This window comes from Butyrivibrio sp. NATIVEDY162, assembly GCF_045999815.1.
GTDB lineage: Bacteria > Bacillota > Clostridia > Lachnospirales > Lachnospiraceae > Butyrivibrio.
Map to the genome: position 1 here is coordinate 1852736 of NZ_CP172573.1, position 26442 is coordinate 1879177.

Here is a 26442-nt window from a genome sequence, read left to right on the forward strand (position 1 = left end):
ATACTTCTTTTACACAAACATTTCATATCTCTGGTCCTCATTTTTTCTTACTTCAAATCCGTGAAGCAATTTCCAGTGCAATATGCAGTTTTCCAAGATCATGATTTGCAGCCTCTAAGCCGCTTATTTCATAGCCGCTGTCTGCAAGGACATCTCCGGCTTCCAGAAAGTCATACAGAGTAAGTCCATAAAAATCACACAAAGCCTGGACTCCTGCGAGCTCCATTTCAACAGCTATACAGCCTTCCTCCCGTCTTTTAGCCACCAATCCTTTGGTCTCTCTGAGCATAGAATCAGTTGTCCAAACACGTCCCTTGACGAATGGAACATTCATCTCTTCAAATATACTTTCAAGCTTATCGCAGCCTTTAATATCTATGTAATCTGCCGCAGGAGCATAGTAGTATGAAGCGCCATCTCCTCGATAACTCTGAGTCGGAATTATAAACTTACCTGTTGTAACTTCCGGTGCCAGGCTTCCACATGAACCAAACATTATAAACTTTGTGGCACCGGTTATCCAGTACACTTCATAGCAGGCACTTGATGCAACAGCTGACCCTATCGACGTCAGGTAAAATGCAATCTTTTCGCCCTTATATTCAAGGCAATATATTGGTATACTTCCTGTGCACGATCCCATCAATGCAATTTCCTTGCACTCATATTTTTTCAGTAGATGATCATAGATTACTTTAGAAAAAATGATCAGGCACTTATCAACCAGATGCTTTTGTTCTCCATAAAAATGCTCCAACTTTACTATTGGTTCGGTCTCAGCATCATAAAAATCTTTAATCATACTCTACCTCCTAAAAAATAGCCCCCCTGATAATTTATGATTTTTTACTTGACATTCTACTATGATTGCATTTCCCAATAACATTGATCCACTTTTCATTTTCCCTTCCGGGTCTGCTATCTGAGCCAATCTCATTATGGATAATTTCAAAACCTGCTGCCTCAAAAAGCGGAATCACGCTCTTTTCATTAAAGTCGCTGAATCTGCGCTCTCGTTATAGTACTCCACATTTTTATCGATCATTGCTGCAGATATCTTAGGAAGAAGCACCAGATCAGCCGGAAGCCAATCGACACTTCTGAGGCTAAAGGTATCAAGCCACTTAGCTGCTTCATGTTCTAATAGCTGCAACTCACCATCAAGTACTGTAGCCCAATAGCAGTGCATATGAAGATGAAAAGTCTCATAATCATAATCTATGACATCAATGAGGTCATGAACCCGGATCTTTGCACCAAGTTCCTCTCTTATTTCACGAACCAATGCCTGCTCAGGTGTTTCACCTTTTTCTATCTTACCGCCGGGGAATTCCCATCCATCCTTGTACTCCCCATAACCACGCTGGGTTGCAAATATCTTTGTCTTTTTATTGTAATTATCGCAGATTATGGCTGCGACTACATTAACTGTTTTCATGTAATATTCTTGCCCTTTAAACCTTCAAGCCTCCCCTGCTTGATAGTTTCCTTCTCCTCCTTAGATATTTCATCCTGAAGTGTCCACAAAATCACATGTTTAACTATAGTCTTTTACCATTCTATGTCCTACTTATTTTACTATCACGACAAACTCTCCACTTTAGCGTCAAACAGTTCTGCACTTATGACCGAAAGCCACTTCAATTTTGCATACAATCATCTTACACTTACAGACACCATATCTACTATGTTCATAAAGCATCATCCGGTTTCTGCCCGTCATGTGCCTTCCATGCACACTCAGTCAATGCCATGTTTGTAAATTCTGCGGTAAAAGAACTGTCTTCCGGCGAACATGCATATATTCCAAATCTCACCTTGCCAGCACCTTCATGCATGTGGCAGACTCTCATCTGCTTCCATTTATATCCATCATCGGAACACTCGATGCAGTAATCATCTTCCCTTCGGCTCAGTCTGTACCACATGGACTTCACTGACGCAGGAATCTCAGTAGTTGCCCAATCAGAATAGCCATGATTTGTAACCACAGATCCAAGATGCTGGAACTCCTCATTCTCATACTCAATAGACCCCTTTAACCAGTTCTCACTATCCAGGTACATCACAATGCCACACTGGTCAAAGCGATGATGGCTGTCAGCAAAATGTGTTTTCACCACAAAGGAAAAAAACTTCTCCTCAGTCTCTATCTGAAATACAGGAGCATTATCATTTCTGAAATGATAATATGTTCTCTGCCACAGGTCTGTATGCGGTAACGTTGTTACAGCAATCTTATTCTCTGTCACGCTATAGCTCTTTGGTTCTCTGGTCCAAGTAAATTTCATCATATCCATAATCGTCCGCTCCTTACACTCATCATTATTCCCAGTTCTTCCACACATCAGGCTGATATCCCAGCGTGGACTGCTTGCCATTTCTAACAACAGGCGTCTTTATTATCTGCTGATTTTCTAATAGCTTTTCCAGTTTATCTTCATCAGCAATGTACTGAATAAGTGCAACGGCATCTTTATCCTTTGCATCAGAATTTATCATGTTCATGATGCCTCCATTAGCACTTGCAACAGATGTCAGCTCTCCCTTACTCATGCCTTTTTCCTTCATATCAATGAACTGATATTTTATTCCGCGCTCCTTGAAGAATCGCTCAGCTTTCTTTGTATCATTGCACTTCTTGGTGCCAAATATTTGTATATTCATCTTTCATCCCCTAAAGCAACTATTTTATTTCCCTAAAAATCACCTATGTGCGTCAATCAGATACTACTATTTTTTGACGATTTACGCATTTTTTAGTAATAGCAAAAGCAAAGGCAAGAATTATCTTCTCCCTCCTTGATCGCACAGAAATGATGCTACCACTACATCATACACATGGACAGTCTTTCCAAACCTATCCGCTTCAGTAGGAACAATCATGAAGATATGCCCATCCTGTATCGGATCACCACTAAAGAGCATTCCGCCGGCTCATTCTGTACGTCTCAATTTCTTCTGCTATAGTGTTATAGTCTCTCTCAAACAATTCCTCATATGCCTGCTTCCAGAGGATTTCACCAGGCACTTTTTCAAGTAGCTTTTCCTGAACAAACAGTTTGCTCTTGTTTTTATATTTGGGAAGATCATTTTCCTCTAAAAGATGGTTCAACTCTGTCCTCCACAGGATAGAGATCTTCCTCTTATCTTTAACTCTGGGATTTACATCCGCGTGCCTCATGACATAAAAATCCGGCGCACCGTTCTCATCAGCTTCAACTGTGATAACGCCCCACCAGTCAGGAACATGCTCCTTTACATGAGCTGCATGTGATGAACCCACCACAATAATGTTGCGGTCATAATACCAGTTGTAGTTTTTGACCTGTTTCTCAAGCCTGGCATATGTATCGGCATCGCTTTTGATTTCTATGCCGTACAGATAATCCGGAGTGATCATGACAACATCTGCCCTGGCGCTACCGGTTCTTTTCTCCTCAAGGATCCGCACTTTTCCAAATGAATCTTCAAGGAAGTCAAACAACGGCTCCCGGATATCCTTGTCATAAAATACGTCCTTCTTCATCATCACCATCAAATAAGCACCCCTGAAAAATGATCGATTTCATGCTGGATTATCTGTGCCGTAAAGCCGTTGTATTTCCCATGCTTTGGCTGAAAGTCCTGATCCAGGTAATCCACCTCAATCTCTTTATACCTGATGCACGGCCTTACTCCATCAAGAGACAGGCAGCTCTCCTCTGTCTTATACTCTCCTGTCTTCTTGGTTATTACCGGGTTTATCATTGGAAAAATGAAGGGCCCCATAGCCACCACAATAATCTGCTTCTTCACACCGATCATGTTCGCAGCCATGCCTACACACCTGTCCTGATTTGCTCTTAATGTATCTAAAAGATCGTCTACAACCTGCTTGTCTGCCTTGGTTGCAGGCTCTGACTTCTGTTGTAAAAAGAATTGATCTCTAACAATCGTTTTTACCATTTCTAAAACCTCGTTCCACATTTCGGGCAAAAATCAAAATCTTTCCTGCCCTCTGTAATTCCAATAATCCTGATGCCGGAACCCATATCCTCATCTGCCTTTTCATATTTGGTTGCATCTCTATAGCTTCCTCCACGTATCTCTCTCCTTAAGTGTTTCCTCACCGGTTGCAAGAATCTTGTCATCCAGTACTGCAAAGATGATCTTGATATCATATTTAGGATTATTCTGAATAAAGTCATCACATGCCTGAATAGCTTTTCGCCATGCTTTATCCACCGGATATCCGAATATTCCTGCGGATATCAACGGAAATCCTATAGAATGAATATTATTCTCTTTTGCAAGAAGAAGAGACTGTTTATATGCGCTGTACAAAAGCTTAGGCTCATTATGCTCTCCGCCAGACCACCTCGGACCCACAGCATGTATCACATATTTTGCAGGTAGATTGAACCCGGGCGTAATGACAGCAGAACCTTCATCACAGTGGCCAATCTTCTGACAAGCAGCCGTCATTTCCTTGGAACCGGCATCGCGGAAAATATATCCACATACTCCCCCGCCTTCCCAAAGTCCTGTGTTAGCTGCATTTACAACAGCTTCTGTATCTAATTTTGTTATTCCTGTCTTCTTGATTTCTATGGAGCTCATACTATATATACCTCACCTTGCTCACTTATATATTCTTTTATTTACATAAAAGAGCTTCCCTCCAATTATCTTCTTTAAATCCTACAAGAACAACCTCATCGGTCACTAGCAACGGTCTCTTTACAAGCATTCCATCCGATGCGAGCAGATCCAGGATTTCATCATCACTCATATCAGGAAGCCTCTTTGATAATTCCATTTCTCTATACATCTTTCCACTGGTATTAAAGAATTTCTTTAACGGAAGACCACTTCTATCATTCAGATCCTTTACAGTATTTCTATCAGGATGCTGTTCCTTTATATCCAAATCTTCATACTTAATCCCATTAGTATCCAGCCATTTTAATGCCTTATTACAAGTAGAACATTTTGAATAGCAATAAACCTTTACCATAGATCACATCCTCCATCATTTTGAAAATGTAAGACAAGTCAAATTCTTGCAGGCCACCCTTCCTGCTTCCGTATCCTTGCATAAGTATCAGAAATTGCTTCCATTCCATCCCCAGTCTTCCGATCCAAAATAGCGTATATACATGTGATCCGGCGCTACTCCCAGGATATCCCCATAGATTCCTGTCAGCTCTTTTGTCATCTTCCCATATGTGTCTGATGAAGCATCCCCATAAATCTTAACCTCAATGAATGCAGTGGGCTGAGAATCATCGCCTCTGAAATACATGGGAACACCCCCCTCGATTGCCAGCATGAGCCAGTTCTCGCTCTTTCCCGGGATTATAGATATAGCTTGCCCAAGGCGCTCCTTTAACTGTGCCTCTTTTTCCTTTGATACGGTTACGTTTGTCTTCGTTGAAATAAATGGCATGTTATTTCCTCCCTTTCTTATTCATCGTGATGGTAGAATCTAATCCCACACATAATATTTTGCATACAATCATTTTACACTTACAGACACCATATCTGAACATCAATACAGGAAATTTTTTACATACTTTTCACTCAATATATTACTATTTTTGTTTGATTGACAAAAAATGAGTTTCGATTACAATAATATTTAACTAAATTCAAACGACGCCAGTTGCTACCGAGTAACTGGGACAACGTCATTTCTCTATCGTTAGGTCTTAGCAGATAGGGGAATGGCGATTTTTGTTTTACGGAGGTTTTATAATGCAGTGGATCATTTTGTTACTTGCCGGCCTTTTTGAAGTAGGCTGGGCGATCGCCATGAAATATTCAAATGGTTTCACCGTTCTTTTTCCATCTGTAATTACAGTTCTTGGCTACATAGCCAGTGCCATCTTCTTGTCATTGGCGCTCAGGAACCTGCCTCTTGGCACAGCTTATGCCATGTGGACGGGGATGGGGATTGTCGGAACTTCGCTTCTTGGAGTTTTTCTTTTCCAGGAAAAACTGTCAGTCCCTCAAGCCATCTGTGTTATCCTTATTTTAGTTGGAATTATTGGTCTAAAATTACTTGCGAAAGAATGAGGTTATAAAGATATGTTCAGAAAAATGAGAAGATTCGCTCAGCAGATAACTGAAGAAAAATGTATAGAGATTTTGAAAAAAGAGCCGAGAGGCATATTATCAGTTCTTGGAGATGACGGCTACCCATATGGCATGCCGATGGATCACTGGTACTGTGAGGAAAACGGCAAGCTCTACTTCCATGGTGCCAAGGAAGGGCATAAGCTTGATTCCATAAAGGCTTGTGACAAGGTAAGCTACTGTGTCTATGACGAAGGCTATTGCAAAGAAGGCGAGTGGGCACTCAACATTAACAGCGTCATAGTCTTTGGCCGTATGAAGCTGGTTGAGGATCCCGATAAGGCAAAAGAAATCTGCACCCACATATGCCGGAAGTTCACTGATGATGAAGAATACATTCAGAAAGAGCTAAAAAATGCCCTGCCACGTGTCCAGTGTCTTGAACTGACTCCGGAGCACATGACAGGGAAACTTGTCAATGAATCATAACTGTCATGCCTCCATATTACCACTTAAATACTGCAAGCCTGTTGTTGATGTTCTTGCCCACAATAGCAAAGAGTTTTCCGCGTATTGAATATTTCTTCATCTCTTCGTTATAGCTCGTCTCGGACACAAGGCTCATCCTTGGTTCGAGGGCAAGGTATTCACGTCCTGACTTTGTTCCCCATCCGAAAGTAGCATTGGTATGCTTCACAGCGTCGTGATGGCTTCCATTCTTTTCAAGGAACGGTGAATGAAGCTCTGCAAGAAGGTATCCATGCTCAAAGCTGTCACAGAGCATATTGATGCATGTCTTAACCTGATCTTTTGAAAAATACTCAAGAACTCCTTCCATTACAATGATGTTCATATCTCGCTTGGGAAGCTGATTTATCCATTCCCCGTCAAGTGCACTTCCATCCAGCATTGTGCATCTTTCCCTGTCAGAGTACACCTTGCGTCTTTTCTCTATCTGGTCCGGAAGATCCACATCAAACCAAGTGATCCTGCCATTGTCCACCTGAGAAAACTTATCATCAAAGCCACATCCTAGATTAATGCAGAGAGCATCCGGATACTTATCAATAAGTCTTTTTAACTCTTTTCTGTACATTATTCTCTCAATACATGATATCACCATCTGTTAGCTTTTGCTAACCTCTTATTATAAAAAATCAGCTCCAAATCCATCTCTGAATTCTTTGCTGATTCTCTACTTTTCTTAAATATAACTTACTGTTTCTGTAAGATCCTTCCTGCTGTTATGATTATCAAGAGGTCCTGCGCCATCTGCCGCATATCCAAGGTCAAGAAGCATCAAAATCTCTTCATTCTCCGGCAAACCAAGGTCTTCAGCGAGCTTATCAGGATCAAAGAAATTTAGCCAGCAGCTGTCTACCCCGGCATCAGCGGCAGCCAGCATGAGATGTGTTGCCACAATTGACGCATCCTCCACTCCGGAATCTCTCTTGCCACCCGGATATGTAAATACATTGTTTTTATCAAATGTTACAATAAGAACAGTCGGTGCTCCATAACGGCAAGGTGTTGCCTTATCGATCTTAGCCAGGTTCTCATCAGTCTCAACAACATAAATATGCTGTTCCTGAAGATTCTTTGCCGTAGGTGCAAGCCTTCCGGCTTCAAGGATGTCATTGAGTCTTGCCCTGTCTACTTTTCTTTCACTGTATTTCTTACATGAATAACGGTTCTTTACTACTTCTTTGAATTCCATGGTAACTCCCCTTTCTTTACTCGTCTTCTTCCCATCCCTTACATACATCGCACCAGCCCTCGGCTCCGGTAACAGCTTCAAGTTCTGAAGGTGTCACTTTGACTGAAGTGAACTCATTACCTCCTGCAGGATGAACATATTCAAATCTCTTCATGGATACATCAAGCCAGATAGGAATATTATTAGCCACAGCAAAAGGACATACTCCGCCTGGTTGAAATCCCGTGATACTCTCCACCTGATCTCTGGGAATCATGTGTGGTTTAGTGTGAAATAGTGATTTGAACTTAGAACTGTTAACCTTACCATCGCCTGCCATTACGACAATTACAGGCTTTTCATCTACAACAAAAGACAATGTCTTTGCAATCTCCGGTTCGGTACAGCCTATCTGCTGTGCAGCATGTTCAACTGTATCAATCGTTTCTGTATGCTCTGTAATCCTGTCACCAAGATTATTGGAGACAAGAAACTCTTTTACCTTTTCATTGACCATTTCTACTTACTCCATCTAATCATTTAAGAAGCTTGGAAAATTCCATGGCTTTCCCTACATCACCGTCAACCTTAAGTTTGCCGATAGTAAAAGCTGATACAGGATCTAACTTGCTACTGATAAGCTTATTAAAATCATCGGACTTAATTGAGATAGCGCAGTTCCTGTCATGGTAATCGTAAGGCTCTATATTGATCTTGTGATCCTTAACTTCAACATAGAACACTCCGGGATCCTGATCTGTCAGATTCACCTGGACGGCAAGAAAATCCACATTTGAAACATCGGCATTTTCTGCCAGCTTTCTAAGTTTAGTAACTACTGTATCACGCTTCATATTCGTCCTCCTCAGAAAAAACAACTGCCACAGTTACCATTATATAGTTAGTAGAGCTTATTCTGCGTATGTTTTTTTCTATAGCCGATGATAGCCTGGGGTTATATATACCTCCAACCACGCTAAATTCCCATGTATCCACTCACTCTATTATATTCAAAAAAGACCCCTGACGCTATATAAGTCGCCAGAAGCCTTCACTAAAAGCTTTTTTCAATTATTCACTACCGGGCTGATTACTGGCTTACTTTCTTGCTACCAGATGCATTCGAAACTTCTTTGCTGCCTCAAGCTTCTCAATCTGAAGCCCCGACTTATTGCAGAATTCCTGCATCTGAGTAAGTGAATAAGCTCCAACATCTCCATGTCCGATAAGGTTAGCCAGTGGCATCTCTGTATGATTCATGAGCCATAGAATAGCTTTTGGTGCAGTATAGTCCTGCAACACAAGTCTTCCGTCAGGCCTTAATACTCTTTTAACACTGTCAAAGAACTTCTGCGGATTGGGATAATGATGAAAACTGTTAGTGCAAATGATCACATCAAAAGACTCATCATCAAAAGGAAGATTCTCGCAGTCTCCCACAATCCATTCTGTGCCTGCAAGCTTCTTACTCCTTGCCACTTCTATCATCCTGGGTGTCAGATCAAGTCCCACATAGTGCTTCGAGCTGTCTTTTTCATGCAAAAGAGATATCATGGGTCCGGTACCGCATCCGCAGTCCAAAAGATCATGATATTTGATATGAGATAGTTCCTCTTCAATATATGGATAATCTTCCTTACACATTTCGTATATTCCGGCATGATCTGTCTCATATACTTCTGCAGCCTTTGTAAATTCGCTGATAGTCAGCTTCTTATATTGTTCTGCTGTTTTCATACTAATCCTTCACCTCAATTAAAGTTAGTCTTGACCAACACAATAATATCACTTTGACAAAAATCCGCCACTATATTGGCTTATTCAATTAAATAGCATACAAAAAAGCACCAGCACTGTACTCTTCAGTACATCAGCTGATTACCAACCTTTTTTTCTGATAACCTCAGCAAGGTTCCTTCCATAAGTCTCCGCGCCCAAAAGATTAGGATGGAGATTATCAAGAAAATACTCACTCAGATGTGGAACAAGTGTAAATCCATCCACAACTGTCACATTTTTATAGCTGCCGGCAACTTTCTTGATCATGTTGCAATATCCCAGGAAATTATCATAATCTTCAGGATTATCTCCTCTCCAGATAGGTGAAATACAAAGAATTGGAATATCGCTTCCATAAAGATCAATCAACGTATCATAATACTCTGTGATGTCCGATGTCTTTGTTGCATCATGATTATTATTGGTACCAAGTGCCACGATAATCTTGTCAGGAACATAACCGGACATCGGCATTAAAGATTTCTTATCATAAATGTATCCACCAATCCCCTGATTGATAACATCATAATCCAGAATCCTGTTTGCAACACTTACATATGTCTGAGCAGAACGTAATGGGCCATAGCCCTGAGTAATAGAATCCCCAAGCCATAGCACTCTCTCCTTTTTATCCGGTCTTTTTGCCTCTGCATTGATTTCAAAATCTTTTAAAAGGACTGTAGCATCCGCAGGAAGATAAATTGCAACACGCTTATTACCTTCTGGCAAATCCCATTCTATATGTCCCGATGTATCAAGGTCTTTGACATATTCAATACGGTTCACCAGTCCATCGATAACAAGTTCAAAAGAATCCTGAGACCCTATCCAAACGATTTTGTAATCAAATGACAGCTTCGTAGCATCTGTCACCATCTCAATGGTCTTTGCCGTAGATGCCATGCACCGATCATACCAGAAATCAAATGCTCCCTCAAAATATTGCATTTGCTTATCAGAGTACTGATACGCCTGCAGATACCCATCTTCCGTATCATGAAAACTGTATGATCCAAAATAAAAATTCTTTAGCTGTTCATTATTAAGTCTTATTGTACTTCCCATCTACTTTTCCCTTTCCATGTCTAATTCCAAATGCGTTTTTGTAAAAGTATTATGCGGTAGTCCGCCCTTCTTCGATATGCTATTAAGAAGTAACGCAAAAGCAATAAATCCATAAACCATCATTATAGCCGCACCAAAAATCGGAGCCTCAGAATTAGCGCTGAAAAAATAGTAGTAATAATACGTGTAGAGAATCATTCCTACAATGGTAGATACTACAAGCATCAGCGATGAAATAAGATACTCCTTCATTCCAATCCTCCTCACTTATCTATGTATGTACAGCCTTGTAGGCTCAGGCTCTCCATCCCCTTGTGCCATGCAAAAGAACTCCCATCCATACCTCTCATAAAAACCAACATGATCTGTAACAAGGTAAATTGGAGAAATGCCCTTGTTTTTCGTATCTTCAACCACCATATTTAAAAGATTACCGGAAATGCCCTGGCACCTGTATTTCTCTTCTGTGTAAACAGCACAGACATTGGGAGCAAGATCTTTCCTGTCATGGAAATCATTGTCGATAACCCCAAGGCCTCCGATGATTTTTCCTTCATCCAGACATACATACCAGCCATATTCCGTAGTACCTTCAATATAGGCATCAATGCATTCCAGGTAAGCCTCTGTAGGCACTCCCCATTTCTCGTGGAACCAATTCGCAGCTGTTTCCTTTAGTTCTGGTTTTTCTCTAAGATTGATATATTTATAATTGCTCATATTTTTTAACCCCTTCCTTCTCAATTCATTGCCTTGCAGTTTTAGCTCTTTTCCGGAATCCGTTACAAGTTCCTCTGTCTCAAGAACTATAATTTCATAACCCTTAGATAGCTTGGCGAGAAGTTTATTACTGCCAGCATTTCGCACATCTGCCTCATAGAAAAACTCTGTCTTTCCATACTTCTCATAGGCATACTCCAAAATATATTTCAATGCCTCAAAAGCATAACCTTTTCCCTGTTCCGACTCAATTATCCAGACTCCAAGTTCCGGACAAGTCTCTGTCATTCCGTGCATCTCTACGCTTCCAACAAATCTATCTTCGTCGTCAACAATTGCAAATATCAGTGTTTCTTCTTTTTTCATCTCATCGAGAAATCCCTGAAGCAAATTTCGTGCATCCTCAATATTTTCGAACGGATCCGGCCATTGATACTGTGTTATTTCCTCGTCAAAATACTTATAGTAGTCTTCAAGGTATTTCATATCAAACGGATTAATTCTAATTTTTCTCGTCATCGTCTGCTTTCTCCATGAATTCGCAAGCCGCACATGAAAAAAAAGTCTATTTTGCATACGCAAAATAGACTCACACAAATAGACCTACTAAAAATATAAAAAAGGTTTATAATGCATGATAACCTAGTTTAAGCGCACACAAAACAACTGCCATGGCAGCTTCGTCAACTCTGATAGTGTTCACTCAAGCTAAATTATCTGATAAACATTCCTTCACCTATGCGTTAAACGCTCTTTCTTAATTTTTTTAAACCTATTTAATACTAACATTGATAATTAACGGTTGCAATAATTTTGTGTACATATGCTCCTTCTTAAGTTCCAGGAGTTCTATCTGCTGCAACATAAGCGTCAAAGCGATTCGTTAATTACTGCTTTCAGAGTTTCCGATGACTTCAGTAATGCCTCTTTTTCCTGCTCACTAAGTCTGATCGGCACAGAACCTTCAACGCCACCTCTTCCGACAATTGCCGGCATGCTTAGTGCAACTCCATCAATGCCGTTTTCACCATGCTGCATGCTCGATACAGGCAGAACTGATTTTTCATCACGTATTATAGCCTCACAGATACGTCTTACACTCATGGCAATTCCGTAATAGGTCGCACCTTTTTTCTCAATGATCTCATAGGCACTGTTCTTAACATTTTCAGCAATCTCTTTCATGGCTTTTTCATGTTCGAAATGCCCCCTCATCTCACAGAAATCATGAATTGGAATCCCTGAGACATTTGCACTGCTCCATGCTGCTATCTCGCTGTCCCCATGCTCGCCTATAATAAATGCGTGCACTGAACGGCTATCCACACTTAAATGTTCCCCAAGAAGATATTTGAATCTGGCTGTATCAAGAACTGTTCCTGAACCAAACACCCTGTTTTCAGAAAATCCACTGAACCTGACTGCTGCATACGTAAGAATATCAACCGGATTAGCCACGATAAGAAGTATTCCCTCTTTGTTGTACTTTGCAATCTCAGGAATAATAGACTTAAAGATGCCTACATTCTTTTTAACAAGATCAAGCCTGGTTTCGCCGGGTTTCTGTCCCGCACCTGCCGTAACAACCACAACAGCAGCATCCCCTGCGTCCTGATAATCACCGGCATATATCTGCATTGGCTTTGCAAAAGGAAGTCCGTGACTGATATCAAGAGCTTCCCCCTCAGCCTTCTCTTTATTCACATCTATCAGCACCATCTCGGAAAAAAGCCCGCTTTCCATAAGGGCAAATGCTGATGCCGAACCAACAAATCCACAACCTACTACTGCTACTTTTCTTTCGTTTAATGTTGCCATAGTGTGCCTCCTTATCTTTCATTATACTAAGTATAAACTCACTCATCTGAACCTTACGCAAAAAAAATGTTTGTTGAGAAATTTAATCAAGTACCTCTCCGTTACGAGAGATGGTTACAACCTGCCAGGGAAGAAACTTTCCACTGTTCTTTATAGCATTCTCTGCGGCCCTCTGGAGTCCTCCGCAGCATGGAACCTCCATCCTTACTATGGTCACGCTGGCGATGTCGTTATTTGTTATGATTTCTGTCAGCTTTTCTGTGTAGTCACCATCATCCAGCTTTGGGCATCCTATCATTGTAACCTTCCCCTTCATGAAGTCTTCGTGCATGTTTGCATAGGCGTATGCTGTACAGTCAGCTGCAATAAGGAGTTTGGCTCCATTATAAAAACCTGCCTGTGTTGGAAGAAGTTTTATCTGGCATGGCCATTGCATTAATCTTGATGGATGAGTGCTCATTCTTGAAATCACGTCCTGACTGGGATCATTTTCTTCCTGGTTACCGCTCTTGAGCATCATAAATCTTGACCCCGGGCATCCATGCCCGGCGGCATGTTGTTCCATTTCATTCATCATCTTGTTCTCGCACTGATGCATATCTTTTACAATTCCTTTCTTTTCCTGCGCTTCCTTTACAGCTGCTTCATCATAAGCAGGCGCTTCCCTTTCTTCAAAAGAGATTGCTCCCATAGGACATCCCGGTAAACAGTCGCCAAATCCATCACAGAAGTTCTCTCTTACCAGCTTTGCTTTTCCGTTCACAATATCAATAGCCCCTTCGTGACATGCACTGGCACAAATACCACATCCATTGCACTTTTCTTCGTCGATCTTTATTATCTTTCTTACCATCTTTAAACCTCTCTGTTCTTAGCTTTAACCTTGTTCTGATGGTGTCAGTATAATATACTATCCATAACATGTATGTTGTTTAAACCACATTTGGGGAGAAATTTTTTATGAATCTTGAAGGTATAGAAAAAAGCAGACTGTTCCAGGGAATGACAGCAAAAGAGCTATCCTCATGCCTTGACTTCCTGGATGCAAAGGAAAAGAGATTCCGAAAAGACGATGTAATTCTCCACGCCGGAGAACAGACTTCCAAAATAGGCATGGTGCTTTCTGGTAGTGTTACTGTTGAAAGCAACGACATCTGGGGCAACCGTACTGTATTAAGCCATGTGGGAAAGAACCAATACTTTGCCGAGACCTACGCTCTTCTTGGCGAAGTCCTTCTGGTTGATGTCAGAGCAAATGAGGAAAGCCGTATTCTCTTTTGCAATATAAAGAACCTTCTTGAAGATAGCAAAAAGAGCTCTCCCTGGAAGGAAAAGCTCCTTAAAAATATACTTATCATCTCATCACAGAAGAACCTTGTCCTCTCCGGACGAAGCTTTTACACTTCTTCCAAGAGCTGCCGCGGACGCCTCCTGTCATATCTCAATGCCATTGCACTACAGACTGACTCCAGAGAATTTGACATTCCCTTCACCAGACAACAACTTGCTGATTATCTGAACCTTGAGCGCACCAATATGTCAAAAGAACTCTCACGCATGCAAGATGAAGGGCTTATAGAGTATAAGAAAAGTCATTTCAGACTTCTTAAGACTGATTAGCCAGTACTTTTTCATTTCTAGTAATAACTGAAACATGAGTGATTTCATTAGCCGGATCCGGATATTCTTTTTCAAAATGCATCCCTATGGATTCCGCAGTTTTGATCGATGCAGTATTTGTATATTTACAATATGAGTAAAAAGCTGGATAATCTGTATTCTTAAAAGCCCAGTCAAGAACTGCTTTGGCAGCCTCTTTAGCGTAACCCTTTCGCTGACAATTCGCACGTATGTGATATCCTATCTCAGGAAGCATCTCTCCATCAATAAGCTGCAATGTCAGCCCACAATCCCCTATCATTTCACCTGTATCCTTCAGGCAAACAGCCCACAATCCAAAACCATTCTCGGTGTACCGCTTCATGTTTCTTTCAATCCAGCTTCTAACTCTTTCCTCGTCAAAAATATATGGATAATGCTGCATAATGTTTGTATCAGCCAGTATCTTGTACAATGCATCAAAATCATCCATATTCATTTTTCTCAAAAATAGCCGGTCTGTGTAAATTATCACCTTATACTCCAATCTTTATTCTCCCCCATTCATATATTGTTTCTTCTCAAACAAATTAAAAGCTTCAAGGGAAAATGTCAGATTTATTTATGAAAAGCCAAAGTCTTTTCTATATCCTTCCTTGGTCTTGGATTCGGCATCTCATCAGCATAGCCTACTGCTATCGCACCAATAAGCTGCCCTTCTTCACCAATAGCGCCAACAAGATCCTTATAAGCAAAACATGTATTTGCAATCCACAATGTACCAAGGCCTATTTCCGTTGCCTTTAATAACATGTTTTCTATTGAAGCCCCTATGGAAAGAGTGTCACATATCTCCGTAATCCTGTCGTCTGAATTAATGCTTTCAAAAGGTGATCTTCCATTAGTATTCATTACAATTATAAGAACCGGAGCCTGACGCATAATTTTCAGTGTGTTATATGCATCAGGTATTCCACCGGCAGAATCCGGGAGAAGCGTATGTGACTCAGATTCCTTATTGAGTGACTCTTCCATGATATCCAAAAGTTCCTTTTTGGCAGTCTCAGAATATACAATGTATTTCCAAGGCTGTCTGTTCTTGGCAGAAGGCGCCTTCACAGCTGCTTCTACAATCTTTTCTATTTGATCTTGTGGAACTTCCATTTCTTTATATTTTCTAATGCTGCGTCTTTCAACAATACTATCCATCTGTCCTCCTTAGCCACTTTAGATAGCTTTATATATTAAAATCAAATTTTAAATAATAATTCTTATAATACTAACATCCATCACAAATCATTTTTCAGTCATTTTTTTATAATACTCTGAATCGGTAGTTGCATCAAAGCCATCAAGTAAATACTCTTCCGGAATGTACTTTGTATAATCAAGATCCATGAAATAGTTCAATCATTTCCTATAACAATGCCAGGGCACATACAACAAATGCCAGCCCTTCTCCTGTAAAGAATCCTTTTATGTGAAACCAGTAATTGTGATATTCATCCGCCATGGACAGTCTTACCGAACCTATCCGCTTCAGGCTTTGTTGTGAACGTAACTTCTTTAAAGCCAAGCTCTTTATCAAAAGAAACAAAGCAGCTCTCTGCGCCTTTGATCTGGGAATACTCTTTGAAAATCTCTTTTATAATTTCGTTGTTCTTACAGACCCCAACATTAAATTATGACATTCTCAGTCCTCTTCTGTCTTATATCCGCACTGTCTGTCCTTTATAGGCAGCTATACCTCCGATGCTTTTTGCGTTATTGTAACCCATGGCCTTCATTTTGCTCACTGCCTGAGCACTCCTCGTTCCTCTAAGGCAATACACAAATACCGGAGTATCATGGTCACTAATTTTGTTCTCAACATCCTCAATATTACCTAATGGGATATTTATACTTCCCGGGATATGCCCTTCCTTAAATTCATCTTCATTTCTTACGTCAAGGAGGACTGCCCCAGCAATGGCCTTCATATTCTCAACTTCCTCATTAATATCAGTTTTCCCTGCATATCTATCCTTTATCACCACTACAACAGTTCCAACTGCGGCAACAGCAAAAGCAATAAATCCATAAACCATCATTAGAGCCGCACCAAAAATCGGAGCCTCAGAATTAGCGCTGACAAAATAGTAGTAATAATGCGTGTAGAGAATCATTCCCACAACGGTAGATACTACAAGCATCAGCGATGAAATAAGATACTCCTTCATTCCTTTAACAAGGAACATATTCATAACTCCTAGGGCTACAATAATTATCAGTAAATACCTGCTGATCAGTGTTCCTCTCAGCTTATCAACTATGAAAAACATAATAAGCGGTATCAGATTAAGCCATTTTATATATTTCATCCTTCTCCAAATCTCCTCAAACCGTAATCTCTATCTGCTTTACCATGCCTTAAACCTCATAATCCAGGCAGCTTCTGATCTTGGTATAAGGTCTTACCTTAGAATCAGCTACTGCTACATGCTCAGGATGTATAGAATATCCCTTAAGTGCCTCTACACTCTCAAAAGTTGAATCAAGCATCAGGTCTGCGTTAGAGGACTCAAGGCCATTGATGTTAACCTTGATATCAACGATTCCGGGGACCTTGCCCTTTAATCCCTCAAGCCCTTCTTTGATCCCTTGCTTAATAGTTGCCTTCTCCTCTCCAGAAAGCTCGTCTTTTAGTGTCCATAAAATCACATGCTTAACCATTCTCGTTTCCTTTATCCTTTCCATCAACTCTTTGTTCCGATCAAGCGCATTGTAGATTCCATCTTCAGAAAGGACTCCACGCTTCAAATTCTTTGGTAAACGTCCATCTTCATCCAAGGCAAAATCATCTTTCCAATCCTGGCTGAAGTAATACTCATCAATCTTCTTTATCTCTGACTGATAGGCCAAAAGAGCTTTTGGTGCCTCCTCAGCCTTATCCATTCTTCTAAGCGCCTCTTCCAGAATGGATTCCATTTCAGTAATGCGCTTTACAACAATATCAATCGAATCCATCACCAAATATCCCCATCTCTGCATTCTTTTATCTATTCTCATGTACCTCTTAACAGCCTTTCCTTCCGCTTTTATGATCTTCTATTGAGCAGGCATCAGGTGTTCCATACTCAATAAGGCCCACAACGGCAGGATCAAGAGTTATGCTTCCGTCTTCAAGAACGAAGGCCGGTATACCAACATCGCCAATTTCCTTGGAATGATCGAATGCCGGATTGGTATCACGAAGTCTTGTAAAAGCCACCTACCTCTTTATCATATCACTCGTCCAAAAGTCTCTTTAGCAGCTGTTCCTTATTTTCTATAAACATCTTTGTTATCTGATAGCTGTCAGTATCCTCATAGTCAATCGGATGTATCTGGCCATCGTCAAAACTCAGGATCTCAGCTCCAGGAATTCCTAAGAGAATTGGAGAATGAGTGACCATAATGAACTGAGCATCCTCTTTAGCGCAGTTAACGATCTCCAACAAAAGAGTCAGCTGCCTCTGCGGAGACAATGCAGCCTCAGGCTCATCCAAGAGGTATAACCCATTTCCCCGGAAGTTAGACTGTACAAGTTGCAGAAAGCTCTCTCCATGAGATTTTTCATGGAAATGTTCCTGTCTGCCTCTCGGGTCCTCTCTTGCATACATTTCCTCAGCTGTAGCCACATTATAAAAGCTTTCTGCTCTAAGGAAATATCCCCATTTTGGCTTTCTAATTCCTCTGAAAAGTTTAATAGCATCGCACAATTCAGAGTGTGAATCATACGTTGAAAAACTGTAATTCTTTGTTCCACCTTCAGGGTTAAAGCCATAGCAGACTGCAATAGCCTCAAGCATTGTAGACTTGCCACTACCATTTTCACCAACAAATATGGTTATGTTCTTATTTAAGGCAAGGTAGTCCAGACCCTTTATGGCCTCAATCTCACGCAGATAGCTGAATTCATCTATTTTATCCCAGTTAATGCTCACTCCTTGAATAGGTAAGCTGCTTCCATCATCTAACAATTATCAAAACCTCGTTCCACATCAATATACTTCCATATCCTTGCGTTTATTCACGGTTGGATTGGCCGCATTTATCCTTTCATAGCATGGGCAGGTCTCATCATGATCATTGATTATTCCACATGCCTGAAGAATTGTCTTATTACCTGAATACGCCCAGATTTAATCCTCATAAAGTATCTGCTTTTCATCTATCAATCACATAGAAATGATGCCACCCCTACATCATACACATGGACAGTCTTACCGAACCTATCCACTTCAACAGGAACAATCTCTCCTCTTTCAACCTGCAGCGCCCCTTCAATGAGCTTTGGCACAATAGAATAATCCACCGGGAGTGTTCCATGATTGGCATATATCCCTTTTATGTCATCCTTGTATTTATCAAGTCTCCTGAGACTATGGATATATGCACTTAAATCCCTCATCTCACCAAACATGAAGATATGTCCATCTTGTATGGGATCCCCACTAAAGAGCATTCCGCTGTTTTTATCCAAAAGAGCTGTGCTTCCCGGCGTATGTCCCGGGAGCGCTATTGCCAGCAGCTCGCGTTCTCCAAGATCGATCACATCTCCGTCATATACGGGAACAATCTTCTGCGAAGGATGCGGCAGCTTGTAGTTAACAAGCTCAGCAGGATTCATCATCACTTCATCAAACTCTTCATTACTGCCAACATGATCTACATCCGTATGTGTATTAAAAAGCCTGACAGGAAGATCTGTCAGCTCCTCTGCAAGCTCCTTGGCATTATGCGTCTGCATTCCACTGTCAATCAGCAGAGCTTCCTTCTTACCTATTAAAAGAAAAAATCTCACTCCACCTTCATCGTATTGATATGTAATCTCATCAATCTTTTCCCAACTCATCTTTACCCCTTACTTTTCTACCCAGGTTACCGGATTACCTTTTCTCTCAAGAGGTTCCCTGATTGGCTCTCCTGCCTCAGAATATCCCAATATCAGGCCTCCGGTTATCGTTTCATCTTCCCTAAGACCATACTTATACATGAAGTTGCGCACAGCCTCATTTTCATCGAGCCAGTGGAGCTGGTTGATCCAACATGAGCCCATGTCAAGAGCATTGGCTGCTATCATCATGTTTTCCAGTGCACAGGCACTGTCTGCTATAGCGTTGCCATAGCCTTTTTTATTGGCTGTAACTATGAAAACAGGTGCTCCGTAGTGAAATATATATCCACCTTTCTTTGCCGCATTTATCGAATTCCTCAGGGATAAATACATACCCTCAGTGATTTCCATTTCTGCAAACTCTTTGCAGACTAATCCCGCCATGTCAGAAAGGATTTCGGCATCTGAAAAAACAATGAAGTGGGTAGTCTGATTATTTCCACCGCTAGGCGCATATCTGCCTGCCTCAATCACTTTTTCTACAAGCGCTCTTTCCGGCATTTCTCCGGAATATCTTCTGGTACTTCTTCTTGTTAAAATAGCTTCTATCGCTTCCATCTTTTGCCAACCTTTCTCATACTCCTGCCGGCCACTCAGAGCCAACGTCCAGCCCATTCTCCGTAAGCCAGTCATCTTCAACTGCCACAAGCTTCTCACTCCCAGCAGCATCCACAAGAGTAACCGATACCTTAGGTTTCTGTCCCGGCTGTAATTCCTCGCAGCCATAATCCCCATCAAATATCTGCTTAATCTTCCACATAAGCCTCAGTCCAAGTCCTCCACATCAATCATCTTTATTGAAGTTTCACTAACCATCTGTGCAAGCACTCCCATGCCGGGGATCTTCTTTCCGGTAAAAGAGCCATCGTAAACCTCTTTTGCTCCGCAGCTTGGGCTTCTTGACTGAAGAATACAAACCTGCGCACCAGAATCCATAATCTTCTTAAATGCTGCCTCTGCTCCGGATCTGAATTCTTTATCAACAACCTTGCCTTCTCTGTTGGTAACAACTCCGTTCACTATCTCAGCCGGAACCCTTGGAGTAGGAAGACCTCCCATTACCTCCGGACATACAGGAATCACCTCGTGCCCTTCACAGAAAGCCCTGACTTTTTCACTGTAGTTATTACCACCGTTATATTTGCAGTTCTCACCTAAAAGGCATGCGCTAACAGCTATGACCATTACATTTTCCATCCTTCTTAGCCAAACTGTTTGCAATAACAACATTTATGGGCTCAATCTCAATCTTCTCCCAGACCTCTTCAACAACATAAGGTTCGTTAGCAATATAATCATCAAGCTCCCCTCGGCTATCGAAATCCATGATAAGGGCTGATCCTTTCATCTTTCCATTATCATCCAGCAGCCCACCGGCACTGATTATATGCTCGCTCAGCTTTTTCATTCCTTCCAGATGGCGAGGGCGTACCTCCATACGCTTATCAAGTTTTCCTTCGCCATCATACGCTCTTATAAGAAATTGCATTATCGTCTCCTCCTTTTACCCATTCTTCTACGTATATCAAAACCTCGTTCCACATTTCGGACAAAAATCAAAATCCTCAGTTGTCTCATATCCGCACTGCCTGCATCTCTTATAGCCGGTAGTAAATCCTCTTCCGCCGCTTACCTGAGTCAAATGGCTTGGCAAAATCTCTACTTCCTCGCCCCTGGCAATCATCTTACCAATCTCTGAATCAAGCTCATAAACAGTTCCGCAGCAGCTAGTCTGCACATAGTAATGTCTGTTCCACTTGAAAGTCGGTATGAAGAAAAGAGACAGCACTGTATATGTCATGAACACATTGAAACGTCCATATTTTCCGCAGATGGAACAGGTGATCAGCTGATTAAAATCAAAATCTTTCCTTCCATCTATAATCCCCATGATAAAAAACATCTACTTTGTCACTCCGTTCTTACATAAGCTCATCCTCATGCTAACAATTCCGTCTTTTTCTCCAACCTCTTCAAAGCCCATACGCTTATACAGCTCATATCCAACCTTCATCACTTCCTGTTATTCTCATAACTCCATCTGGCTATGTCTGCAATAAGTTCAAGTGGCAGGTCTTTATCATTAGGGAGCTGTATTGCTCCCTTACTTGTTTTGTATCCAACCAGCTTATCCGCAAATGCCTCTATTGCCTCAGGTCCCGGATACAATCCTATATGTTTCTTGGCAGGAGCAAAATGAATTATATTTCTTCCCTTCCAAAACGTAGGCATTCCCCAGGATAACCGTTCTTCTGCATCAGGTATTGCATAGTGAATTGTATTATAAATCAATTCCAGTTTTGGCTGAATTGTCTTATCTTGCTCACTTATATATTCTTTTATTGACATGATCACACCTATTATCAGATAAATTCGACTCACACCATAAAGTTTGCTATCTCTTTCATCCTGCTAATCTGATCTACCCCGAACGGGCATCTGCTGTTGCAGTGGCCACATGATATACAGTCGGATGCATTCTTTTCCAGAGTCTTGTAATGCTCTACTGCAAGGGAATCTCCAACCTTAGCAAGATCATAATATTTATTTACAAGACCAACATCTATTCCTGCAGGGCATGGTTTGCAATGATTGCAGTACACACACTTGCCTGCAGCCTGGGACGGAGCAAAAGTGCCTATGATAGAATAGTCCAGCTCTTCCTCAGACTTGTCATAATACGAGAGTAGTTCATCCACTTCTGCAATGCTCTGAGCCCCCGGAAGGACTGTCAGTACGCCAGGTTTATCCAGGCAGTATCTGACGCACTGGTAAGGAGTCAGTGCCTGTCCAAATGGAGATTGCCTGGCATCAAGCAGCTGCCCTCCGGAAAAAGGCTTCATGACAGAAATACCAATACCCTCTTTTTCACAGCGCTTGTATACTTCCGCCCTTTCATCTAAACCTCCATGAGCATAATCACCCTGCCCATAGTCATAACCCGGATTGATAGAAAACATAAGCATATCAATATCTGCATCATCCATGATCTTGTGTATGACTGCCGGAGTATGTGATGATAAACCGGTATGCTTTACAACACCTTCATCCTTCATCTGCATGAGATAGTCATATACACCATTTTTCTGATAAGTCTCCCAATCTGAAAACTCATCCTGGCAATGAATGAAGCCATAATTTATATAATCAGTCTTTAAATCATGAAGCTGTTTATCAAGAGACCTTTTGACGGTATCAAGGTCAAGCGACCATCCGTAGGTTCCCCTTGAGTAATCTGCCCCGAAGTGTATCTGATATAGAATGTTGTCCCTGACATCTGATAGCGCTTCTCCATACATAGGAAATGCACTCCCATCTCCGGCAGCCATGTCAAAATAGTTGATTCCGCTTTCATATGCATGTCGAATTGTTTTCACCGCAGTGTCAAATCCTGCCTCAAATATATATGCCGAGCCAAATCCAATTTCACTGATTTTGTCGCCGGTCTTCTTATTTTCTCTGTAATTCATTGTTGTCCTCCGATCATAAAAGAGCTTCCTTCCATGCATCTTCTTTAAAGCCTGCAAGAACAACCTCATCGGTCACAAGCAACGGTCTCTTTAATCTTCATATTACAAACGTCGGTTATATGCTTACTCATTTAATTCCCCAATCAAACTATATTTACAGCCTCTCCTTTAGCGGCGTGTTACTACGACTAATTTTATATATCTATTCTACACCAATTACATTTAACAAAAACACAAAAACTATCGGTCACATACATCCACGATATACATGACCGGTATATAAAGTTATCAGAATTTGCATATTCCGTGATTCCCTCTTCATACCCCAAGCATCATGATGTCGCATCCTGCGCATTTCATGCTTCTTTTCATTGCGGTCATACTCATGAAATGCTTCTCCCTGCTCCTTCGACATAACACATAAGGCATATAATCCGCGAGTTCTTTGCCATACTTCTCCATTAGTACTTCAATATGTCCTATCCCCTAAAAAGGACACTACCCAGGAGAATTGATACTACTGTCAACCTTATTGAATTGGAGAATTCACAAACCTTTCACAATCTCACCAATTTCTTTTAGCTTCGCTTAAGGATAATAATCTAAACTTAATCACATCAAGAGCAACAAACCTCTTGGTACACCCCTCATAGAAACTTTTCTTCATAACACAAGCTGCCAGAAACGTGACATCCTGGCAGCTAACCCTCAAAAATTCAGCTGCAGCAATGCAGCTTTTATATTTAACCAATTTCACTTCACGTGAATATTTGAAAATTATTTTCATAAATATGCTCTAAAAAAAACATTTGAAAAGCCCTAAAGATTTTTCGCCTGACCATCGATATATTTTTCGGACGCGCAAAAAGAACATTCAAATGGCCAGTACGAATGAAACAAATATAATGATTTTTGGAGGTTTTCACTTATGTATATGTATGAACTGTTTCTTTCAAATGATGTAAATGGCAAGAAGATTCACTTTATCCAGACAAATCACAAAGTAGGCAAACTTGATAAGTGGCTCAAGAAGCTTGTTAAAGATAACACTATCACAGAAGATATAGCTAATGCTGTAGCCTACGTTTGGTAATCCATATATAGCAACCAGAAGATTTCGGAAGGGATCTTCTTTTTTATGTTCACTTTAGTTTCGGATACTAATATACATTCATCGGGAGATGAAAATCTTCTGGAAATTATAACAGAAACTTTTTAATACAATCTTCATAACAACGCACCCGGAATAGCGCAGTTCCGGGTGCCACAAAAAACAATGCCGCGGTACTTGTGAACCAATACAAATGCAGGTGCTCTCAACTTCACCTGCATTTTCTCATCTATTTTATGGTTTACATCTCTGGCACGGCTTAAACCCTTTTTCTAAAATCTCATCCCTCGTAGTATCCTCGAAATAAACCTTATTTTTCTCCTTCATATCCTTCACGCTATCACAATCCGAATAATGGAATACATGAGAATTCCTGTTTCCAATATATGAATAAGCCTTTTCATCGGACTTATCGCTCTGGTATGCCTCCTTACCCTGGTTCGCATTCCTACCCTGATCCGCCTTATAATTCCTATCCAACCTGTTAGATCCATCAGAATAATCAATGATTACACCAGGTTGTACGTTGTAGCAGAACACATTGAAGCTGACACCTTTGCCACTATCTTCAACGGATAATGCCTCTATCTTCACTCCATCGCACAGCAGATTATTACCTTCAAATACCGGTGTAACTCTGTACATCACATGATTACCGGTGTTTCTTATATAGTCAGCAACCTCATTCTCATAAGGCAGCATACCCTCAGCATTGAAATATCTTGTGCCGGTAATAAGATTCTTCTCATTAGCATTCTCGCCAGTCAGTTGGAATCCGATCATATGGCATCTGTTATAGAGATACGGAGGATCTGAATCTACAAGTCCGGGATATTTCTCCTGATCCCATCCGGTTGGTTTTACCATGCTTATGGACTCACGGTCCTTTTTAGGCATGAGATCCTTACCAATACTTGCCATCGCCGGAGTGCATCTCCCAAGCTCATCCAAATCGCCATAGCTTTCAAAAGACACCTTTGTTATCTCACTCTTTGTAAACTCTGGCTTATTGTCATTTATCTCTACTGAAGGTATGCCACTATATGCTGGAATAGCTTCATCTGCAGTCTTCTCTCCACCTGCAGCACATGTCCATATAAAATCCGCACATAGTAAAGCTGTTATCAGAGTTACAGTTCCTACTATTTTTGAAAAATAATTTCTCATAACATACCTCCGCTACCATGTACTTAGCCTATCACAATCGTTTCACGAAAGCCTTAGAATAATCCCATATCTTTCCACCTCTTTACATCCCTTAGTGGTTATCATTCCAATAGTCTTCGGCTGCATCATATGCTTCATCCTCATCTTCGTAATCGTCCTCGTAGTCATAGAACTCTTCATACTTATCATCAGCGAAATCCTGAGCAGATTTATAATCATGCACTCCGTAGTAGTCATAGCTCTTCTTGGATTTGCTTGAGCTACTGCTCTTCTTGGAATAACTCTTGCTACTGCTATAAGAACTGCTACTCGATGTATCCTTAGGCTTATGCTCGTAGCAATAGATGCTTCCGGTACTTCTCTTCCTGGTGCAGCCTGCCTTAGCACAATGCTTTGTGCTTGTGGTAGAGGAATAACTCTTGCTGCCGGAATATGAGCTACTACTGGAAGTCGCCGCGCTCTTATGCTCGTAGCAATAGATACTTCCGGTACTTCTTTTCCTTGTACATCCGGACTTAGCGCATTGGCTATTGTATGCAAAAGCGCTCATAGATGTAGTTCCAAATATGGTGATTACAACAGCGAATGCTATTAAAAGACTAATTATAGATTTCTTCATAACTTACCGCCTCCTTCTCTTATATGAAAACGGTGTGGTACCTCTTTATACAAGAATAAACCTGTTTTATCTACAAATACACACCAGTTTCTGCAAAATATGGGGCTTTATTCTCCCAAGGTAAAAACACATCATAAAAAATACGAGTCTCCATCAATTTATCTGGTTAAAGTCACCATCTCTATGGCAAATTTCATAATATTCACAGGTGCAGCAGAAATGCTTGCAATACTTATTATGTCCTTGTACACATTTTCTGACCCAATACACAAATCGCTTCATATTGCCTCCTTTTCACCTGACAACCAATGGCATCATGAGCATCATAGTTACCAAAATTACTGCCGGTATTCCAATTGTTACAAAACCAATAGTCTTTCCCATACGTGAATTTCCCCTTCTCCTCAGCTATTTGTATCT

Annotated in this window: 39 protein-coding genes and 1 pseudogene; 4 read left to right on the top strand and 36 right to left on the bottom strand. The window is 40.9% G+C overall.

Going from position 1 to position 26442, the window contains the following annotated elements; genetic code table 11:
* Positions 1–52 precede the first annotated feature (52 nt).
* The 9 genes from ACHCNF_RS07560 to ACHCNF_RS07600 all read right to left on the bottom strand — a co-directional run bounded on the left by ACHCNF_RS07560 (position 53) and on the right by ACHCNF_RS07600 (position 5431).
* Positions 53–802, bottom strand: a complete 750-nt coding sequence (locus ACHCNF_RS07560) for a nucleoside phosphorylase (protein WP_408069245.1) — start codon at positions 800–802, stop codon at positions 53–55.
* Between the two features lie 174 nt (positions 803–976).
* Positions 977–1438 carry a (deoxy)nucleoside triphosphate pyrophosphohydrolase gene (locus ACHCNF_RS07565; protein ID WP_408069246.1) on the bottom strand — a complete coding sequence of 154 codons (462 nt, stop codon included), beginning with the start codon at positions 1436–1438 and terminating at the stop codon, positions 977–979.
* Positions 1439–1691: 253 nt separating this feature from the next.
* Complete coding sequence (locus tag ACHCNF_RS07570; protein ID WP_408069247.1) at positions 1692–2300, bottom strand: DUF1349 domain-containing protein; 609 nt, start codon at positions 2298–2300, stop codon at positions 1692–1694.
* Between the two features lie 25 nt (positions 2301–2325).
* Positions 2326–2667, bottom strand: a complete 342-nt coding sequence (locus tag ACHCNF_RS07575) for an arsenate reductase family protein (protein WP_408069248.1) — start codon at positions 2665–2667, stop codon at positions 2326–2328.
* A 250-nt stretch (positions 2668–2917) separates the two neighbouring features.
* The gene (locus ACHCNF_RS07580) at positions 2918–3538 is read right to left on the bottom strand and encodes a sce7726 family protein (protein WP_408072203.1); all 621 of its coding nucleotides are present in this window, start codon (positions 3536–3538) and stop codon (positions 2918–2920) included.
* Positions 3538–3948 (bottom strand): peptide deformylase, encoded by a 411-nt coding sequence (locus ACHCNF_RS07585; RefSeq protein WP_408069249.1) that lies wholly within the window; start codon positions 3946–3948, stop codon positions 3538–3540. Before ACHCNF_RS07585 ends, ACHCNF_RS07580 begins: the two co-directional genes overlap by 1 nt.
* A 120-nt stretch (positions 3949–4068) precedes the next feature.
* A complete protein-coding gene (locus tag ACHCNF_RS07590; RefSeq protein WP_408069250.1) occupies positions 4069–4602 on the bottom strand; it encodes a macro domain-containing protein in 534 nt (177 codons plus the stop codon).
* A 37-nt stretch (positions 4603–4639) separates the two neighbouring features.
* Positions 4640–4999: an arsenate reductase family protein gene (locus ACHCNF_RS07595; protein WP_408069251.1), complete on the bottom strand. Its 360-nt coding sequence runs from the start codon at positions 4997–4999 to the stop codon at positions 4640–4642.
* Positions 5000–5086: 87 nt separating this feature from the next.
* The gene (locus ACHCNF_RS07600) at positions 5087–5431 is read right to left on the bottom strand and encodes a phenylpyruvate tautomerase MIF-related protein (RefSeq protein ID WP_408069252.1); all 345 of its coding nucleotides are present in this window, start codon (positions 5429–5431) and stop codon (positions 5087–5089) included.
* A gap of 308 nt (positions 5432–5739) precedes the next feature.
* Here ACHCNF_RS07600 and ACHCNF_RS07605 point away from each other — a divergent pair, with 308 nt between their 5' ends.
* Both ACHCNF_RS07605 and ACHCNF_RS07610 read left to right on the top strand, forming a co-directional pair.
* Complete coding sequence (locus tag ACHCNF_RS07605; RefSeq protein ID WP_408069253.1) at positions 5740–6060, top strand: DMT family transporter; 321 nt, start codon at positions 5740–5742, stop codon at positions 6058–6060.
* A gap of 12 nt (positions 6061–6072) precedes the next feature.
* Positions 6073–6549 (top strand): pyridoxamine 5'-phosphate oxidase family protein, encoded by a 477-nt coding sequence (locus ACHCNF_RS07610; protein ID WP_408069254.1) that lies wholly within the window; start codon positions 6073–6075, stop codon positions 6547–6549.
* Between the two features lie 16 nt (positions 6550–6565).
* Here ACHCNF_RS07610 and ACHCNF_RS07615 read toward each other — a convergent pair whose 3' ends face one another.
* The 10 genes from ACHCNF_RS07615 to ACHCNF_RS07660 all read right to left on the bottom strand — a co-directional run bounded on the left by ACHCNF_RS07615 (position 6566) and on the right by ACHCNF_RS07660 (position 13991).
* Positions 6566–7156, bottom strand: coding sequence for a class I SAM-dependent methyltransferase (locus tag ACHCNF_RS07615; protein ID WP_408069255.1), 591 nt, complete (start codon positions 7154–7156; stop codon positions 6566–6568).
* A 108-nt stretch (positions 7157–7264) separates the two neighbouring features.
* Positions 7265–7777: a nitroreductase family protein gene (locus tag ACHCNF_RS07620; protein WP_408069256.1), complete on the bottom strand. Its 513-nt coding sequence runs from the start codon at positions 7775–7777 to the stop codon at positions 7265–7267.
* A gap of 16 nt (positions 7778–7793) precedes the next feature.
* The gene (locus ACHCNF_RS07625) at positions 7794–8273 is read right to left on the bottom strand and encodes a YbaK/EbsC family protein (protein ID WP_408069257.1); all 480 of its coding nucleotides are present in this window, start codon (positions 8271–8273) and stop codon (positions 7794–7796) included.
* A 19-nt stretch (positions 8274–8292) separates the two neighbouring features.
* Complete coding sequence (locus ACHCNF_RS07630) at positions 8293–8610, bottom strand: SCP2 sterol-binding domain-containing protein (protein WP_408069258.1); 318 nt, start codon at positions 8608–8610, stop codon at positions 8293–8295.
* Positions 8611–8854: 244 nt separating this feature from the next.
* Positions 8855–9493, bottom strand: a complete 639-nt coding sequence (locus ACHCNF_RS07635) for a class I SAM-dependent methyltransferase (RefSeq protein ID WP_408069259.1) — start codon at positions 9491–9493, stop codon at positions 8855–8857.
* Positions 9494–9634: 141 nt separating this feature from the next.
* Positions 9635–10600 carry an SGNH/GDSL hydrolase family protein gene (locus ACHCNF_RS07640; protein WP_408069260.1) on the bottom strand — a complete coding sequence of 322 codons (966 nt, stop codon included), beginning with the start codon at positions 10598–10600 and terminating at the stop codon, positions 9635–9637.
* Positions 10601–10852 (bottom strand): hypothetical protein, encoded by a 252-nt coding sequence (locus ACHCNF_RS07645; protein WP_408069261.1) that lies wholly within the window; start codon positions 10850–10852, stop codon positions 10601–10603.
* A 15-nt stretch (positions 10853–10867) separates the two neighbouring features.
* Entirely contained in the window at positions 10868–11839 is a 972-nt protein-coding gene (locus ACHCNF_RS07650; protein WP_408069262.1) for a GNAT family N-acetyltransferase, read from the bottom strand.
* A 351-nt stretch (positions 11840–12190) separates the two neighbouring features.
* Positions 12191–13138: an L-lactate dehydrogenase gene (locus tag ACHCNF_RS07655; protein ID WP_408069263.1), complete on the bottom strand. Its 948-nt coding sequence runs from the start codon at positions 13136–13138 to the stop codon at positions 12191–12193.
* An 82-nt stretch (positions 13139–13220) separates the two neighbouring features.
* Positions 13221–13991: an ATP-binding protein gene (locus ACHCNF_RS07660; protein ID WP_408069264.1), complete on the bottom strand. Its 771-nt coding sequence runs from the start codon at positions 13989–13991 to the stop codon at positions 13221–13223.
* Between the two features lie 107 nt (positions 13992–14098).
* On the opposite strand from ACHCNF_RS07660, the gene ACHCNF_RS07665 reads away from it, so the two are divergent.
* Entirely contained in the window at positions 14099–14758 is a 660-nt protein-coding gene (locus ACHCNF_RS07665) for a Crp/Fnr family transcriptional regulator (protein WP_408069265.1), read from the top strand.
* On the opposite strand, the gene ACHCNF_RS07670 is transcribed toward ACHCNF_RS07665, so the two are convergent.
* The 15 genes and pseudogenes from ACHCNF_RS07670 to ACHCNF_RS07740 form a co-directional block, all read right to left on the bottom strand.
* Positions 14745–15272, bottom strand: a complete 528-nt coding sequence (locus ACHCNF_RS07670; protein ID WP_408072204.1) for a GNAT family N-acetyltransferase — start codon at positions 15270–15272, stop codon at positions 14745–14747. The two genes, ACHCNF_RS07665 and ACHCNF_RS07670, sit on opposite strands and share 14 nt — an antisense overlap.
* Before the next feature lie 83 nt (positions 15273–15355).
* Positions 15356–15946, bottom strand: coding sequence for a nitroreductase family protein (locus ACHCNF_RS07675; RefSeq protein ID WP_408069266.1), 591 nt, complete (start codon positions 15944–15946; stop codon positions 15356–15358).
* 500 nt (positions 15947–16446) lie between these two features.
* The gene (locus ACHCNF_RS07680) at positions 16447–17097 is read right to left on the bottom strand and encodes a rhodanese-like domain-containing protein (RefSeq protein ID WP_408069267.1); all 651 of its coding nucleotides are present in this window, start codon (positions 17095–17097) and stop codon (positions 16447–16449) included.
* Between the two features lie 49 nt (positions 17098–17146).
* A complete protein-coding gene (locus ACHCNF_RS07685; RefSeq protein ID WP_408072205.1) occupies positions 17147–17449 on the bottom strand; it encodes a Dabb family protein in 303 nt (100 codons plus the stop codon).
* 24 nt (positions 17450–17473) lie between these two features.
* A pseudogene (locus ACHCNF_RS07690) lies at positions 17474–17785 on the bottom strand (DUF4298 domain-containing protein); the annotation flags it as partial.
* 7 nt (positions 17786–17792) lie between these two features.
* Positions 17793–17987: a hypothetical protein gene (locus ACHCNF_RS07695; protein ID WP_408069268.1), complete on the bottom strand. Its 195-nt coding sequence runs from the start codon at positions 17985–17987 to the stop codon at positions 17793–17795.
* 16 nt (positions 17988–18003) lie between these two features.
* The gene (locus ACHCNF_RS07700; protein WP_408069269.1) at positions 18004–18738 is read right to left on the bottom strand and encodes an AAA family ATPase; all 735 of its coding nucleotides are present in this window, start codon (positions 18736–18738) and stop codon (positions 18004–18006) included.
* Positions 18739–18932: 194 nt separating this feature from the next.
* On the bottom strand, positions 18933–19613 hold the full coding sequence (locus ACHCNF_RS07705; RefSeq protein ID WP_408069270.1) for an MBL fold metallo-hydrolase: 681 nt from the start codon (positions 19611–19613) through the stop codon (positions 18933–18935).
* Positions 19614–19622: 9 nt separating this feature from the next.
* On the bottom strand, positions 19623–20213 hold the full coding sequence (locus ACHCNF_RS07710) for a nitroreductase family protein (RefSeq protein WP_408069271.1): 591 nt from the start codon (positions 20211–20213) through the stop codon (positions 19623–19625).
* A 16-nt stretch (positions 20214–20229) separates the two neighbouring features.
* Positions 20230–20415, bottom strand: a complete 186-nt coding sequence (locus ACHCNF_RS07715) for a hypothetical protein (RefSeq protein WP_408069272.1) — start codon at positions 20413–20415, stop codon at positions 20230–20232.
* Between the two features lie 5 nt (positions 20416–20420).
* On the bottom strand, positions 20421–20840 hold the full coding sequence (locus ACHCNF_RS07720; protein ID WP_408069273.1) for a 2-thiouracil desulfurase family protein: 420 nt from the start codon (positions 20838–20840) through the stop codon (positions 20421–20423).
* Positions 20824–21144 (bottom strand): YciI family protein, encoded by a 321-nt coding sequence (locus tag ACHCNF_RS07725; RefSeq protein ID WP_408069274.1) that lies wholly within the window; start codon positions 21142–21144, stop codon positions 20824–20826. Before ACHCNF_RS07725 ends, ACHCNF_RS07720 begins: the two co-directional genes overlap by 17 nt.
* 36 nt (positions 21145–21180) lie before the next feature.
* Positions 21181–21558: a zinc ribbon domain-containing protein gene (locus tag ACHCNF_RS07730; protein ID WP_408069275.1), complete on the bottom strand. Its 378-nt coding sequence runs from the start codon at positions 21556–21558 to the stop codon at positions 21181–21183.
* Between the two features lie 110 nt (positions 21559–21668).
* Complete coding sequence (locus ACHCNF_RS07735) at positions 21669–22004, bottom strand: iron chaperone (protein ID WP_408069276.1); 336 nt, start codon at positions 22002–22004, stop codon at positions 21669–21671.
* 29 nt (positions 22005–22033) lie between these two features.
* Positions 22034–23125, bottom strand: coding sequence for an aldo/keto reductase (locus ACHCNF_RS07740; RefSeq protein WP_408069277.1), 1092 nt, complete (start codon positions 23123–23125; stop codon positions 22034–22036).
* Positions 23126–24053: 928 nt separating this feature from the next.
* Here ACHCNF_RS07740 and ACHCNF_RS07745 point away from each other — a divergent pair.
* Complete coding sequence (locus tag ACHCNF_RS07745; protein WP_155831539.1) at positions 24054–24218, top strand: hypothetical protein; 165 nt, start codon at positions 24054–24056, stop codon at positions 24216–24218.
* Positions 24219–24470: 252 nt separating this feature from the next.
* On the opposite strand, the gene ACHCNF_RS07750 is transcribed toward ACHCNF_RS07745, so the two are convergent.
* Together ACHCNF_RS07750 and ACHCNF_RS07755 are read right to left on the bottom strand one after the other, a co-directional pair.
* Positions 24471–25403 (bottom strand): DNA/RNA non-specific endonuclease, encoded by a 933-nt coding sequence (locus tag ACHCNF_RS07750; RefSeq protein ID WP_408069278.1) that lies wholly within the window; start codon positions 25401–25403, stop codon positions 24471–24473.
* 91 nt (positions 25404–25494) lie between these two features.
* Positions 25495–26022: a hypothetical protein gene (locus ACHCNF_RS07755; protein WP_408069279.1), complete on the bottom strand. Its 528-nt coding sequence runs from the start codon at positions 26020–26022 to the stop codon at positions 25495–25497.
* Between the last annotated feature and the right edge of the window lie 420 nt (positions 26023–26442).